The sequence below is a fragment of the Agrobacterium sp. 719_389 genome (genome assembly GCF_900188475.1).
Lineage (GTDB): Bacteria > Pseudomonadota > Alphaproteobacteria > Rhizobiales > Rhizobiaceae > Agrobacterium > Agrobacterium radiobacter.
The window spans coordinates 121,755-137,128 of sequence record NZ_FYEM01000011.1 but is presented as its reverse complement, the minus strand read 5'-3'; the positions used below and the strand labels follow the sequence as shown (position 1 = coordinate 137,128).

At 60.0% G+C, this 15,374-nt stretch carries 11 protein-coding genes; 8 read left to right on the top strand and 3 right to left on the bottom strand.

Annotated features, from left to right (window positions below):
- Positions 1 to 7: 7 nt before the first annotated feature.
- Positions 8 to 1,273: an extracellular solute-binding protein gene (locus CFB10_RS19770; protein ID WP_020009822.1), complete on the bottom strand. Its 1,266-nt coding sequence runs from the start codon at positions 1,271 to 1,273 to the stop codon at positions 8 to 10.
- 242 nt (positions 1,274 to 1,515) lie between these two features.
- Here CFB10_RS19770 and CFB10_RS19765 point away from each other — a divergent pair, with 242 nt between their 5' ends.
- Genes CFB10_RS19765 through CFB10_RS19755 form a run of 3 tightly spaced genes read left to right on the top strand, consistent with a single transcriptional unit; the run spans position 1,516 to position 6,072 of the window.
- Complete coding sequence (locus CFB10_RS19765) at positions 1,516 to 2,742, top strand: ROK family transcriptional regulator (protein ID WP_020009823.1); 1,227 nt, start codon at positions 1,516 to 1,518, stop codon at positions 2,740 to 2,742.
- A 19-nt stretch (positions 2,743 to 2,761) separates the two neighbouring features.
- The gene (locus tag CFB10_RS19760; protein WP_020009824.1) at positions 2,762 to 5,164 is read left to right on the top strand and encodes a PIG-L family deacetylase; all 2,403 of its coding nucleotides are present in this window, start codon (positions 2,762 to 2,764) and stop codon (positions 5,162 to 5,164) included.
- Positions 5,161 to 6,072 (top strand): DMT family transporter, encoded by a 912-nt coding sequence (locus CFB10_RS19755; protein ID WP_020009825.1) that lies wholly within the window; start codon positions 5,161 to 5,163, stop codon positions 6,070 to 6,072. The genes CFB10_RS19760 and CFB10_RS19755 overlap by 4 nt, the downstream gene beginning before the upstream one ends.
- Positions 6,073 to 6,084: 12 nt before the next feature.
- On the opposite strand, the gene CFB10_RS19750 is transcribed toward CFB10_RS19755, so the two are convergent.
- Together CFB10_RS19750 and CFB10_RS19745 are read right to left on the bottom strand one after the other, a co-directional pair.
- Positions 6,085 to 6,552 carry a hypothetical protein gene (locus tag CFB10_RS19750; RefSeq protein WP_020009826.1) on the bottom strand — a complete coding sequence of 156 codons (468 nt, stop codon included), beginning with the start codon at positions 6,550 to 6,552 and terminating at the stop codon, positions 6,085 to 6,087.
- 77 nt (positions 6,553 to 6,629) lie between these two features.
- Complete coding sequence (locus CFB10_RS19745) at positions 6,630 to 7,517, bottom strand: AraC family transcriptional regulator (RefSeq protein ID WP_020009827.1); 888 nt, start codon at positions 7,515 to 7,517, stop codon at positions 6,630 to 6,632.
- Positions 7,518 to 7,715: 198 nt separating this feature from the next.
- Here CFB10_RS19745 and CFB10_RS19740 point away from each other — a divergent pair, with 198 nt between their 5' ends.
- From CFB10_RS19740 to CFB10_RS19720, 5 genes are all read left to right on the top strand, one after another.
- Entirely contained in the window at positions 7,716 to 9,182 is a 1,467-nt protein-coding gene (locus tag CFB10_RS19740) for an alpha-glucosidase/alpha-galactosidase (RefSeq protein ID WP_020009828.1), read from the top strand.
- A gap of 107 nt (positions 9,183 to 9,289) precedes the next feature.
- Positions 9,290 to 11,377, top strand: a complete 2,088-nt coding sequence (locus tag CFB10_RS19735) for an ABC transporter substrate-binding protein (protein ID WP_026363532.1) — start codon at positions 9,290 to 9,292, stop codon at positions 11,375 to 11,377.
- Between the two features lie 165 nt (positions 11,378 to 11,542).
- Positions 11,543 to 12,550, top strand: coding sequence for an ABC transporter permease (locus CFB10_RS19730; RefSeq protein ID WP_020009830.1), 1,008 nt, complete (start codon positions 11,543 to 11,545; stop codon positions 12,548 to 12,550).
- A 1-nt stretch (position 12,551) separates the two neighbouring features.
- Positions 12,552 to 13,688, top strand: a complete 1,137-nt coding sequence (locus tag CFB10_RS19725) for an ABC transporter permease (protein ID WP_020009831.1) — start codon at positions 12,552 to 12,554, stop codon at positions 13,686 to 13,688.
- A 12-nt stretch (positions 13,689 to 13,700) separates the two neighbouring features.
- Complete coding sequence (locus CFB10_RS19720) at positions 13,701 to 15,368, top strand: ABC transporter ATP-binding protein (protein WP_020009832.1); 1,668 nt, start codon at positions 13,701 to 13,703, stop codon at positions 15,366 to 15,368.
- The last annotated feature ends 6 nt before the right edge of the window (positions 15,369 to 15,374 follow it).

Genomic DNA, 15,374 nt, shown 5'->3' with positions numbered 1-15,374 from the left:
GCGGTTTTCAGGGTTTCGCCGCGTCGATGATTTCCTGCTCGGCCTCGGCGGCCTGCTTGATGGAATCTTCGACCGACTGGCCCTCGAGCAGGACACGGTTGGTCATGTCGATGGCGTTCTGCCGCTGGGCCGCCTCATCCATGAACAGTGTCGTATGGGCATATTCCAGGCCCTTCAGGAACGGCGCGTAGATCGGGTCCTTCAGGTTTTCTTCGGTCAGCGCCGCCGAGCGCCGTGCCGGCAACTCGCCCACCGTCTTCAGCCAGATCGCCATGGCTTCCGGGGAGGAGATATAGGCGAGGAACTTCTTGGAGGCCTCAAGCTCTTCACCCGTGGTCTTGGCGCTGATGCCATTGGCGAAGTAGCTGGCATAGTTGGAGCGGATATTCTTGTCATTGGTGGGAAGTTCGGTCACGCCCCAGTCGAAATCCTTGATGGTGCGGAACGAACCCAGCCGGAAGGTGCCGTCGATGGTCATGCCGGCCTTGCCGGCGCGGAAGGCCGCCTGGCCCTCATCCATGAAACCCACTTGGCCTATCTTCTTTTCAAGCTGCAGGCTGGTATAGAATTTCAGGGCCTGAACGCCCGGCTCGCTGTTATAGGTGACCTTCCGATCATTGTCGGTGTAGGGCTCGCCGCCATATTGACGGATCAGAACTTCACGCCACCACTGGTGATCCTGGCCGCCCATATCGAGCGTGGACCCGGCGACGGTGAGGTTTCCGGCGGCGTCGTGCTTGGCGATTTTTTCCGCGGCTGCGACGAACTCATCGAGCGTCTTCGGCGGATTGGCTGGATCGAGGCCGGCCTCGGTGAAGAGCTTCTTGTTGTAGAACAGGGCGAGCGAACGAACCGCTGTCGGCAGGCCGTAGTAGTCGTCGCCGCGCTTCATGGCGCTGATGATGGGGAAGAATTCGCTTTCGATCTTGTCATGCGGGAAAGCGTCTGCCGGCAGCGGCTGCAAGATGCCGCCGGCTGCGAACTTGTCCAGCCAGCCGTAAAACAGCTGCATCACGTCAGGCCCCTTGCCGGACATGTTGGCGGCAATCACGCGGGTCTGGTAGTCGGCGTAAGGAAAGGTCACCTGCTTGACGGTGATGTCAGGGTTGGCCTTTTGAAATTCCGCGATCAGCTCGTCCATGGCTTTTACGCGTGTGTCGAAGACATATTGCCAATATTCGATTTCAACCGCCTGCGCGGCGTTGAATGCAAATGTGCTGAAACCGGCAACCAAGCCGGCGAACAGAGTTGCCCTGCGCATGTAAGCCTCCATTTCCTCCGTCCGGTCTTCCGGATGCGGAGCGATCGTTCCCTTTATCCGCGCTTTCGCGCGCGCTCATCGATTTGCCGGCTGCGGAGTTTCCTCTTCCGCTCCAAACAAGCCTGACCCCCGGTCGCCCTCTACGGTTCTCTGAAGGCGCGCGTTTGTCAATAAGATAATTTACTTGAATTATTATATTGCGCTTATCGTCAATTCGACGCTATGAATTTTATAAGAGACGGGAAGTTGAAGAGATGACGGTGCACACGGTGGACGCTTATCCCGTAGCAATCGGAAAAAATCCTGAGCGGAGCCGCGAACATAACAGGCGAGTCGTTTTAGACATCGTCCGGCGGCACGGATCGCTCGGCCGCGCCCAGATTGCCAAGATCACACATCTGACGCCGCAGGCGGTCGCCAATATCGTTGATGAACTGATGGGCGAGGAATTGCTGAAGGAACTCGGCCGTCGTCGCACGGGCAGGGGCCAGCCGCCGATCCAGTTCGCCGTCAATCCGGATGGCGGCGCGACGATCGGTGTGGAAATCGCCGCCGACCATATGGTCACCGTAGGCCTTGATCTTGCCGGCGTGTTGCGTACTCATCGTGTTACCCCTCTCAAGGACACGACACCGGACGCCATATTCAAGACCTTTGCCGCCGAGCATGCCGCTGTCGCGAAAAATCTGGGCTGCAGGCTGCTTGGCACCGGGGTCGTCATGCCCGGTCCCTTCGAAATTGATGGCATGACCTCCGTGGGGCCGACGACGCTTTCCGGCTGGGGCGGCATCGATGCCCGGCAGATGCTGGGTGAAGCCTGCGGTCAGCCGGTCGTGGTCGAAAACGATGCGACTGCGGCAGCGGTCGGGGAACGGCTGTTCGGTGCGGGGCTGGCCATCCCGAATTTCTGCATGATCTATTTCGGCGTCGGTATCGGCCTCGGCATCATTCAGGATGGCGCGCCCTATCGCGGTGCGTTCGGAAATGCCGGCGAAATCGGCCATGTGACCGTTTCACCGAAGGGAAGGCCTTGCCCCTCCTGCGGGCAAAGAGGGTGCCTGGAGGCCTATGCCTCAGTCTATGTGCTGAAGGAAAAGCTTGTCTGCGCCGGTGTCGCGGATACGGAACTTGATGATCTGGAGGCCCTGTTCAGGGCTGGCAATCCGGTGGTGATGGAATGGATAGAGGAGGCAGCCGTCCATCTCGCGCCCATGGTTGCGATGCTCGAGAATATTCTCGATCCCCAGACGGTCATTCTCGGCGGCGCGCTGCCTGAGATCATCATCAGCGAGATCATTGCGCGGATGGGGCCTTTGCCGACCTCGGTCGCGAGCCGGCGGCAACGGGAACTGCCACGGGTCATCCACGGCAAGTCCGGGCAATTGACTGCGGCGCTCGGTGCCGCCGCCTTGCCGCTGTTCGACATCGTCACACCAAAACTCGAGACATCCCCGGGAGCTGCAGCGCAGGCGCCCGGCTGAATATTGGAGGAGACCGCCCATGCTTAACCCTCGGGAGCGCATCGAACGGCAGATGGCCGATCCGTGGCTCATTCGCCTGCATCGCAAGCTGAGCGCGCTTAAATCCACCGTCACCGTCATGCACACCGGCGCACATCCCGACGACGAGCAGAATGGACTTCTTGCCTGTTTCCGCATGGAACTGGGTATGCGGATCATCATCGCCTGCTCCACACGCGGCGAGGGCGGGCAGAATGCGCTGGGGCCGGAACGGCTGGGCGCGCTTGGCGTCATCCGGTCGCGGGAGCTGGAGGAGGCTGCCCGCGTCATCGATGCTGATATCAGCTGGCTTGGCCATGGTCCGGCGGACATCATTCACGACTTCGGTTTTTCCAAGGATGGCGACCAGACCTTCGGCCGCTGGGGGCAGCAACGCATTGTCGAGCGGCTGGTTCGCGCCTACCGCAAGGAGCGGCCGGATATCGTCATTCCGACATTTCTCGATGTGCCGGGACAGCACGGGCACCACCGCGCCATGACGCGGGCGGCGAAAAGCGCGATCGCGCTGGCGGCGGATCCTGCGGCCTATCCCGAGCATTTCGCCGAGGGGCTGAAACCGTGGAAGGTGGCCAAATATTACCTCCCCGCATGGTCTGGCGGTGGCGATACCTATGATGACGAAGTGCCGCCGCCGGAGACTACGCTGATAGTCAATGCTCCGGGCAAGGAGGCGGCCACCGGTGCGCAATATGACCGCATCGGCGAATGGTCGCGTTATTATCATGCGTCGCAGGGAATGGGGCATTGGCCGAAGCGGGCGCAGGAGAACTGGCCGCTGCATCTGGAACTCGCCGATGAAGCGGCGGGTGAGGAGCACTCGATCTTCGACAGCCTGCCGTCTTGCCTGTCTGACCTTGCGGCCTTTGCGGGGCTGGATGCGGAATTGTCAAAGGCGCTGGTCAAGGCCGAGCGGGCAATAAGCGAAGCAATCTCGGCCTTTCCCGACAGGCGGCGGATCACGGCGTCGCTTCTTGCGGCGGCGGCGCTTTTGCAGACGGTTGACGAGGCCGCAGCTGCGGATTTCAAGGAGCTGCACGGCCATCGGATCGCGCGCAAGCGGGCGCAGGTCGACGCCGCCATCTTGACGGCGCTCGATGTTTTCGAACGGGCCTATGCCGAGCCGGCAGAGATCGTTCCGGGCGGAACGTCGGTTCTTTCGGTGGAGCTTTCAGACAGGGCGGCTGAACTTGATGTTGAGGTCACGCCGGTCCTGCCATCAGGGGTGTCGGCATCCGTTCAGTCGCGTGGTGAGGCGCTGGTCTTTTCGCTTGTCGCCGATAAGGATGCTGCTGTTTCCGGGCTTTATCAGCCCGACTGGAAAGCCTCGGGCGGCAATGGTCATGCCTCTGTGCTGCTTTCCACAACGGTTGAAGGCAGAAAGGTCTCGGCCGCCTTCGATCTGGAAGAACCGTTTTTCGTAACGCCCGCGCAGTCGCTGACGATCGCGCCGGATGCCCTTCTGGTTCCGCTTGGAAAGGGGCAGGACCTCCATGTCTTTCAGGCGCATGTAAAGGGCGCCGATGCGCCGCTGTCGTTCAGGAATACGGGCGGCTGGAACCTGCGCAGAAACGGCGGCGACTGGATTGCGGAACGCACCGGCGATGCGAAGGCAGGCCTTGCCCAGATCGAAGCGCTTGTCGGTTCGCAACCCGCTTTCCAGATCACGCCCATCGCCTATCCGCATATCGGCAGGGCAAGGTTTCTGACGCCGTCCGTTTTGAAAATCCTGTCACTGGACCTCAAGCTGCCCGAGGGCGCACGCGTCGGTTATGTCGGTGGCGGTGCCGACAGGGTGGGTCTTTGGCTGTCGCGCATGGGTCTTGATGTCACCGAACTCGATGCCCAGGCGCTGGGCGGTGACCTGTCGTCCTTCACAACGATCGTTATCGGCATTTTTGCCTTCGGCATCCGCAAGGATCTGGCCGCCGCAACGGAAAGGCTTCACCGTTTCGTCGAGGATGGCGGCCATCTCGTCACGCTCTATCACCGGCCGACCGATGGATGGAACCCGGAGACGACGCCTGTGAGGCGGCTTGAGATCGGCAAACCTTCCTTGCGCTGGCGTGTGACCGACCCGCAGGCTGAGGTAACGGTGCTGGCGCCCGAACATCCGCTGCTTGCCGGCCCCAACAGGATCGATGCTGCCGACTGGGCGGGCTGGGACAAGGAACGCGGGCTCTATTTCGCCGCGCGCTGGGATGATGTCTACGAGCCCTTGCTCGCCATGCATGATGTCGATGAACAGCCGCTCAAGGGTGCGCTGGTTTCGGGTGTCATCGGCAAGGGCCGGCATACCCATACCAGCCTCGTGCTGCACCACCAGATGGACAAGCTTGTGCCCGGGGCCTTCCGCCTCATGGCCAATCTTGTGCAGCCGGCGTGAATGGCGACACCCAGAGCGAAGAACAGCAAAACCCGCGCGAGACGGATACGCGCGCGGGCATTGGCTGGTTGTTGCTGGACATGACCCTTGTTGCGGGCGGAATGACTGCGCTCGTCAAGGCGCAGGGCGTCACCTATCCCGCCTTCCAGCTGGTCTTTATCAGGGCGATGATCGGTTTGATGTTCATCCTGCCGCTCATCTGGCGGCACAGGGGCGAAATGCTGCGCGTCAAATATCCCTGGCGCAACATTTTCCGCATCTGCTGCAACGCCATCGCACTCACCAGCAATTTCATCGCCATCACCCTTTTGCCGCTTGCGACCGTCAATGCCGTCGGTTTCTCCCGGCCATTGGTGACGATGGCGATGGCCGTTGCCTTTCTTGGCGAAAGCGTGAGCCGTTTTCGCTGGACGGGTGCCTGTCTTGCATTTGTCGGCGTTCTGGTCGTTATCGGGCCGGGCGGCACGGAGTTTGGCGCGGGCGTGATTGTTGTTCTGGTGTCGGTGGTGTTCGGGGCGTTTGCGGTGATCCAGACCCGCGCGCTGCGGCAGGAGAACACCACGGTCATGATGGTGTTCTACACGGTGGGCCTCGCCGTCATTACCGCCGTCCCGGCGATCTGGACATGGAAACCGGTTGCGTCATTCGACTGGGTTCCGCTGCTCGGCATCGGATTGCTGGCGCAGATGGGGCAATATTGTTTCCTGCGGGCCTATCGTATCGCGGATGCCAGCGTGCTTGCGCCTGTCAGCTATCTGTCGATCCTGTTTGTGATTGCTGTCGGATATTTTCTGTTCGATGAAGTGCCTGAAACCCGCGTGGTGTTCGGCATCGTCATTATTCTCGTGTCGCTGCAATCGACTGCCGTTGCGGAATATCTGCTGAAAAGGCTGCGCCGCAAAGGCTGAGACGGGTGCGCTCTATCTCGATTGCGCAAGGACGCGGAGCCGAATCCAGTTCAATGCTGCAAGTTTGAAGCGGTCGTAAAACGAACGTGCGAAACGCACATAGCGCATGATCCAGGCGAGCCAGCCATAGGTGAGGAGCTTTTCCCGGCCCGCATGATAGATGCGCTCGACAATCAGGAAGGTGGAAAGGTGGGCAAGGATCGTCAGAACCAGACCCGACTTGAAGGCACCATGGGCAATGAGGACGAGGCCGACGATCTTCATCGGTTCGGCAATCGCAAAGGGAACGGCAAGACAGAGGAGAATGGCAAGGCGCGGCAGTCGCTCGATGCAGCTTTCCAGCCGCTGGATAAATGTCAGGTTCGATATGGCCCTGATGACCGGCCGGTAGAGCGGACGGAAAATGCCGTCGAGAACAAGGGCGAAGATTATGATTGCCCTGATCGGAAAGACGAGGATCGTCCGGATTTTGCTGTTCACCTCGATTAGTCTCCAAAAAGGGCGTAACGCCTATCCTTAATCGCCTGAAACATGTCAAAACCAAGTCGCATTTTCTGTCAGTTCTGCCGAACGCTCGCATACATGCCGGTGGTGCGGAATTCGCTCGGGTTGGTGCCGTAGAGCCTGCGGAAGACCTTGGAAAAATAATTCGGATCCTCGAAGCCGCAAAGCACGGATACCTCTTTGATGGGAATGTTCGCAGCCGAAGTGAGAAGCTTGGCCGCCCGGCGCAGGCGTCGTTGCAGCACAAATTCCGCAGGCGGCATGCCTTCGCTTGCCGTGAAGATGCGGGAGAAATGCGCGCGGCTCAAGCCCGCCACATCAGCAAGGTCGCTGACGGACAGCCGTTCGCCAAGGTGCCCGTCTATGTAGCTCAGCACCTGCTGCATCGTGCGATATTCGCCGCCGAAGGAAGGGTGCGAACCGAAGACATCATCATAAAGCGTCATCGCCGCCTCGTAAGCGACGGCCGAGGCAGCGCCCGGCGTCTCCGCGCCATTGACGAGTCTTGAGCAGCATTCGGCGAGCTGGTCCACCGTCTCGGGCTTGAGTTTGAAGACGGGGCCGGTGACAGAGAGGATATTGCGGTGAATGCGCAAAGCTTCCTCGCCATTCATGGAAATCCAGAAGAATTCCCATTCCTTGCCCTCTTCCAGCCAGTAGCGGTGATTGTGGGGAATGAGCAGCAGCAGGGTTTCGCCCGGCCTCACCACATAGTGGCGGTTCTCGTAACGGAGGTTGCCCTGTCCGGCGATGCAATATTGCAGCACGGTGAAAGGCGTCTGGCCACGCTTGCGCCCGTCCCAGTCGTAATTGCCACTGCGGCGGATTTCATAACCGCTGCTGGTCGGCATGGTGTGCAGCGTCTGGCGGCCGCGCGGCAGCGAGACGGTTCGCATGCATGGCCCCTGATCGATCAAATCCTGCAGCACAAAATTACCCATGAAAGCATAATCCTTCTCTGGTTCTATCGAACTTTATACGCATAATCCCGATCCGAGGAGACAGCCAGCGGGATATTGTTGCTGAAAAATTTGGGAGGAAGGCCGGTTTTCCGGGATTCTTACGGGTATTTTCCTGCAGCGCCATTTCATGATCCTTCGGCCCGTTTCACCCGTTCGATTTGCAACAGAGGTGGCGTTATGAGTTTCAAAATCGCTATTATTGGCGCAGGCAGCGTCGGTTTCACGAAAAAACTGTTCACCGATCTCCTGTGCGTACCGGAGTTTCGCGACATCGAAGTCGCGCTGACGGATATCAGCCAGCACAATCTGGATATGATCAGGGCGATCCTCGACAAGGTCGTTGAGGCCAATGGTTTTCCGGTAAAGGTGACCGCGCATACGGACCGCCGCCGGGCGCTGGAGGGCGCGAAATACATCATCAGCTGCGTGCGGGTCGGTGGGCTCGAAGCCTATGCCGACGACATCCGCATTCCGCTGAAATACGGCATCGACCAGTGTGTGGGCGATACCATCTGCGCTGGCGGCATTCTCTATGGTCAGCGCAACATTCCGGTCATTCTCGATTTCTGCAAGGATATACGCGAAGTCGCAGCACCGGGTGCGAAATTCCTGAACTACGCCAACCCCATGGCCATGAATACCTGGGCGGCCATCGAATATGGTAAGGTGGATACCGTCGGTCTCTGCCATGGCGTGCAGCATGGCGCGGAACAGATTGCCGAAATCCTCGGCGCGAAATCCCCCTCCGAACTCGATTACATCTGCTCTGGTATCAACCACCAGACATGGTTCATCGATCTGAGGCTTAACGGCCGCAAGATCGGCAAGGATGAGCTGGTCGCGGCCTTCGAAGCGCATCCGGTCTTTTCGCAGCAGGAGAAGCTGCGCATCGACGTGCTGAAGCGTTTCGGCGTCTATTCGACCGAAAGCAACGGCCATCTCTCCGAATATCTGCCGTGGTATCGCAAGCGCCCGGATGAAATCTCCCGCTGGATCGACATGTCCGACTGGATTCACGGCGAAACCGGCGGTTATCTGCGTCACTCCACCGAGACGCGCAACTGGTTCGAAACGGAGTTTCCGCAGTTCCTCGCCTCAGCCGCCAAGCCGATCGATCCGGCCAAGCGCTCCAACGAACACGCAAGCCATATTCTGGAAGCGCTGGAGACGGGGCGGGTCTATCGCGGCCATTTCAACGTCAAGAACAATGGCGTCATCAGCAATCTGCCGGCGGATGCCATCATCGAATCGCCAGGCTTTGTCGACCGTTTCGGCATTAACATGGTGTCGGGTGTGACCCTGCCGGAAGCCTGTGCTGCCACCTGCATGGCCTCCATCAATGTGCAGCGCATGTCTGTCCATGCGGCGGTGAGCGGCGATATCGATCTTTTGAAGCTCGCCGTGCTGCATGACCCGCTGGTGGGCGCCGTCGCCACGCCGGAGGAGGTCTGGCAGATGGTGGACGAGATGGTTGTCGCGCAAGCGCGCTGGCTGCCGCAATATGCCGATGCCGTACCGGCGGCGAAGGAGCGGCTTGCGACATCGAGCGTCAAGACCCGCGACTGGGCCGGCGCCGCACGCCGCAACGTGCGTTCCATCGAGGAATTGCGCGCCGAGAAATCGGCGCTGAAAAAGGCTGTTTGAGGAAAAGACATGGGAACAGGTCTGGCGGCGGAAGGGAGTTCGCCGCCACGACCGGAACGATCACAGAGGGTGGGCGGTCGAAGAGCTGCCATTTGGGAGGAATGACGATGTTACTTCAACGCAGGATCGGTATCATCTCGGCACTGGGGCTCAGTGTTTCGATGATCGCACTCAATGCGAATGCCTTCGAGACCACCACGCCGCCCGAGCCGCCGCAATTTCCGGCCGAAGGCAAGATCAATTACGTGGCGCGCGACTCGATCCTCGAATTCAAGGCGCTGCCTGATTACAGCGAGCCGGACTGGGTCAGCGAGAAATTCGAAAAGACCGGCAAGCTGCCGCCGCTGAAGGAACGCCTGCCGGAAGAACCGCTGGTCTACAAGACCGGCAACATGCCAGATGGCATGGGCGTTTATGGCGATACCATGCGCCATGTGGTCGGCGGCCGGCCGGAGGGCTGGAACTATATTGCCGGCCAGAGCCAGGGCTGGGGCGGCATCGATATCGCCCTTTCCGAATGCCTGACGCGTACCGCGCCGCTTTTCCAGGTGGATGCCAAGGATACCGAGCCGCTGCCCAATCTGGCGAAAAGCTGGGAATGGTCCGAAGACGGCCACAAGCTGACGATGCATCTCGTCAAGGGGGCCAAGTGGTCGGACGGTGAACCCTTCAACGCCGATGATGTGATATTCTATTGGGAAGATGCCGTCATCGACCCCAATGTTTCACCGCTTGGCGGCGGCGCCTCGCCGGAGGCTTTCGGTGAGGGAACGACGCTGAAGAAGGTCGATGATTACACCGTCGAATGGACCTTCAAGGCTGCCTTTCCCAAGCAATATCTCTACACCATGGCATATCCGAGCTTCTGCCCCGGGCCGTCGCATATTCTGAAACCCCAGCATCCGAAATATTCCAAGAACACCTATAACCAGTTCAAGAACGCTTTCCCGCCTGAGTATATGAACATGCCGGTCATGGGCGCATGGGTGCCTGTGTCCTACCGGCCGGACGATCTCATCGTGCTGCGGCGCAACCCCTATTACTGGAAGGTCGATGAAAAGGGCCAACAGCTGCCCTATCTCAACGAGGTCCACTACAAGCTTTCTACCTGGGCGGACCGCGATGTGCAGGCCGTTGCGGGCTCTGGCGATTTCTCAAACCTCGAACAGCCGGAGAATTTCGTTGCCTCGCTGAAACGCGCCGCAGATCCCAATGCGCCGGCCCGCCTTGCCTTTGGGCCGCGCCTCATCGGCTATAATCTGCAGATGAACTTTTCCGCCAATGGCTGGGGCAATCCGGATGAGCGCGGACAGGCCATCCGTGAGCTTAACCGCAATGAGGTATTTCGCCAGGCGGTCACTTCCGCTCTCGATCGAAAGGCGATCGGCGACTCGCTGGTGAAGGGGCCTTTCACGGCGATCTATCCGGGCGGCATTTCGTCTGGCACCAGCTTCTATGATCGCGCCTCCACGGTCTATTACCCCTTCAACCTCGAAGCCGCCAAGGCCTCGCTCGCCTCAATCGGCCTGAAGGACACCGATGGCGATGGGTTCCTGAATTTCCCCAAGGAAACGCTCGGCGGCCGCAATGTCGAGATCACCCTTCTCGTCAATAACGGCTACGCGACGGACAAGAGCCTTGCGGAAGGTCTCGTTGGCCAGATGGCGAAACTCGGCCTGCGCGTCGTCATCAACAGCCTCGATTCCAACCAGCGCGATGCCGCCCATTATGGCGGGCAGTTCGACTGGCTGGTGCGCCGCAATTCCACCGAGCTTTCCTCCGTGGTGCAGAATACCGAGCAGCTGGCACCCGTCGGCCCCCGCACAAGCTGGAACCACCGCTCGCCCGAGGGCAAGGAGCTGGATCTGATGCCGTTCGAGAAAGAGATGGCCGATCTGGTCCGCAAGTTCATTTCCTCGCAGGACAATGCCGAGCGGGCGGAACTGATGAAGCAATATCAGAAGGTCTATACGCAGAACCTCTATACGATTGGCCTCACCGAATATCCCGGTGCGCTCATCGTCAACAAGCGGTTCTCCAACGTGCCGCAGGGTACGCCGATCTTCATGTTCAACTGGGCCGAAGATTCCATCATCCGTGAACGCCTGTGGGTCGCAGCCGACAAGCAGGGCAAATACGAACTCTTCCCGCAGCAGCTTCCCGGCAAGCCGGGCGAGGGCGGGCCGATCAACTAAAGCATTTCCAGGAAAACTGGACCCCGGTTTTCCGTCCGGAAATGCGCCAGACTTGAAGAACTCCTCCCGGAGAACACCCGGTACCGGTCGCGCGTGAAGCGCGGCCGGAGGCACCCGGCGGACCGCTGTCCATCACGGCCCGCCCAAACGGAGGAAGACCGTTCGATGCTGAGATTCCTGACGATACGCATAGGCTCCGCCATTCCGGTGCTGCTGATCCTGAGCGTGGTGACTTTCGCCATCATCCAGGCGCCGCCCGGAGATTATGCAGACTACATCCGCTCACAGCTGATGAACCAGGGTGGAGCGTCCTTCGAGCAGGCGGAAGCGCAGGCGCAGGCGTACCGTATCGAACACGGCCTCGATAAGCCGCTTGTCATTCAATATTTCAACTGGATCGGCGGCATCATCACCCGCGGCGATTTCGGTTACAGTTTCTATTACAACAAGCCGGTCGCTGATGTGGTTGGCGAACGCCTGCCGCGCACCATTGCGCTGGCGCTGGTCTGCCACATCTTCGCATCTGTTCTCGGCATCGCCTTCGGAATCTGGGCCGCTACACGGCAATATTCCTGGGTCGACAACCTGCTCTCCACCATCGCCTTTCTCGGCATGACGATACCGCGTTTCCTGATGGCGCTGATCCTTGTCTATCTCATGGTGTTTCATTTCGATGTGTCTGAGATCGGCAGCTTCTTCTCGCCGCAATATGGCGGTGCGCCGTGGTCGTGGGGCAAGTTTGTCGATCTGGTCAGCCATGTCTGGCCGGTCGTCGCCATCGCCGTCTTCGGCGGCCTCGCCTACAACATGCGGGTGATGCGCGGCAATCTGCTCGATACGCTGAATGCGCAATATGTCGAGACAGCGCGCGCCAAGGGGCTTTCCGAAGGTGCGGTCATCATGCGCCATGCCGTGCCGAATGCGGTGCACCCGCTCGTCATGTATCAGGGCGTTGTGCTGCCCTATATGCTGAGCGGCGAAATCGAGACCGCCATCATCTTCGCGCTGCCGACCGTCGGTCCGGCCATTGTCGGCTCCATGGCGGTGGGCGATGTCTACGTCACCGCGACCTTCATGATGGTGCTCGCCGCCACGCTGATCGTCGGCAACATCATCGCCGACATGCTGCTCGCCATGCTCGACCCGCGCGTTCGCGAATTCGGGAGGGCTTGAGATGGTGGCCGTTGACAACATGAAGACCGAAACCACCGCCACCCCCAAGCCCGAACGCGGCACGCAGGGCAACGAGTCCTATCTCGCCCTGGTATGGCGGCGTCTGAGGCGGTCCTTCACCGGCATGCTGGGGCTGGTGCTGGTCGTGCTCTTGATCCTGATCGCAATTTTCGCCGATTTCTTCGCGCCGATGAACCCGCTGGAAACCAATGCCAGCTTCTCGCCGCCGCAGGTGGTGCGTTTTTCTGACAAGGACGGCAATATCAGTCCTTTCCCCCGGGTTTATGCGACTGCCGAGACCGAAGAACTCGATCCGGTGACGTTCCAGCCTATCGTCGGGCCGGACTACGACAATCCCGTCTATCTCGGCTTCTTCGTCAAAGGCGCGGAATACAGGCTTTTGGGCCTCATCCCGATGAGCCGTCACTTCTTCGGCTCGACCGACGGTCAGCCGGTGCATTTTCTCGGAACCGACAAGTTCGGACGCGATGTGCTGTCGCGCGCCATATACGGTTCGCGCATCTCGCTCGCGATTGCGCTTAGCGTCGTCGCCATCGTCACTGTCATCGGCACCAGTGTCGGCTTGATATCAGGGTATTTCGGCGGGCCGCTGGATGCCTGGGTGCAGCGCTTCGTGGAGGTGGTGCTCGCCTTTCCGCAATTGCCGCTTTATCTCGCGCTGACATCGCTCATTCCCGTCACCGCACCGACCACCGTTTTCCTCGTCTTCGTGGTTGGCGTCATGTCGGCGCTCGGCTGGGCGCAGATGTCACGCGAGGTGCGCGGCAAGACGCTGGCGCTGGCGCGTATTGATTATGTCCGGGCGGCGATTGCCGTCGGGGCCACCGACCGGCGCATCATTTTCCAGCACATTCTGCCGAATGTGATGAGCCACGTGATCGTCGCCGTCACCCTGCATATTCCGAGCGTCGTGCTGCTCGAATCCTTCCTCGGTTTCCTCGGTTTTGCGGTGAAACCGCCGCTCATCTCCTGGGGGCTGATGCTGCAGGATACCGCGACCTATTCCGTCATCGGTTCCTATCCATGGATCCTCGCGCCGGTCGGGTTCGTGCTGGTCACCGTCTTTGCCTTCAACGCGCTGGGCGACGGCCTGCGTGACGCCGTCGATCCCTATTGAGAGGAGCGTGACATGGTAGCTGCCCTGAACAACGCCTACGCCCCCGCCATCCGCCTCGATGCCGATGACCGCAAGGACAACGCCATTATCGATGCCCGCAACATTGCCGTGACCTTCAAGGTGGAGCACGGAACGGTGCAGGCGGTGAAAGATATTTCCTTCCAGCTCTATCGCGGCGAGACGATCGCCATCGTCGGTGAATCAGGGTCGGGAAAATCCGTCACTGCCCGCACCGTCATGGGCCTTCTGACGAAACGGGCGACGATTTCGAAATCGGCGGTGGTGCGCTTCAACGGCGAGGACATCCTGAAATTCTCGTCACGCCAGCGCCGGGCGCTGCGTGGCAATCGCATTTCGATGATCTTTCAGGAGCCGATGAGTTCATTGAACCCGATCTATACGATCGGCAGTCAGATCGTCGAGGCGATCCGGGTGCACTCAAAACTCAGCCGCAAGGAAGCGGAGGCAAGGGCGCTCGATCTTCTGCGGCAGGTGCAGATACCGGAACCGGAAGCGCGGCTGAAACAATATCCGCACCAGCTTTCCGGCGGCCAGCGGCAGCGTGTGATGATCGCCATGGCGCTCTCCAACGATCCTGATGTGCTGATTGCTGATGAACCCACCACCGCGCTCGATGTGACGGTGCAGGCGCAGATTCTCAACCTTATCCGCGATCTGCAGAAAAAACGCGGCATGGCCGTGGTTCTCATTACCCATGACCTGACGATCGTGAAGCAGTTTTCCGATTACGTTTACGTCATGCAGCATGGCGAGATGCGCGAACATAACACCACCGAACAGCTGTTTGCAGCACCGCAGCACCCCTACACGAAAAGGCTGCTCGCTTCCGAACCGCAGGGAACGGCAAAGCCGCTGCCGGAGAATTCCGGCGTGCTGCTCACGGCAAGCGGCGTGCGTGTCTCCTTCATGATGCGTTATGGCGGACTGTTCAAACCGGAACTGAAGGAACTGATCGCCGTCGACAGCCTGGGGCTCACCCTCAACAGGCACGAGACTCTGGGCCTCGTCGGCGAATCCGGTTCCGGCAAGACGACCTTCGGCCAATCCCTGCTGCGGCTGAACGAACCGGTGGGCGGCGAGGTGATCTTTGATGGGGAGAGGGTGGATGGCCGCTCCCGCGCTGAGATGCGCCCCCTGCGTTCGCGCATGCAGATCGTGTTTCAGGACCCCTTCGCATCACTCAATCCGCGCATGACAATCGGCCAGATCATCGAGGAAGGGCTGATCATCAACGGCCTTGGCCGGACCAAGGCAGAAAGGCTGGACCGGGTGCGTGATGCGCTGGAGGCGGCCGGCATGCCCGGTAACATCCTCTCACGTTTCCCGCATGAGTTCTCAGGCGGCCAGCGCCAGCGCATCGCCATTGCGCGCGCCGTGGCGCTGGAGCCGGAATTCATCCTGCTCGATGAGCCGACCTCGGCGCTCGATCTTTCCGTGCAGGCGCAGATCATCGATCTGCTGCGTAAGCTGCAGGATGAGCGGGGCTTAAGCTATCTGTTCATCTCCCACGACCTGAAAGTGGTCCGCGCGCTCTGCCACCGCGTCATCGTCATGCAGCGCGGGCAGATCGTTGAGCAAGGTCCTGTCGAGGATGTGCTGACAAACCCAAAAACAGAATATACTCAGCGGCTTGTACGGGCCGCCTTCGAAATCGCTTGAATTCCA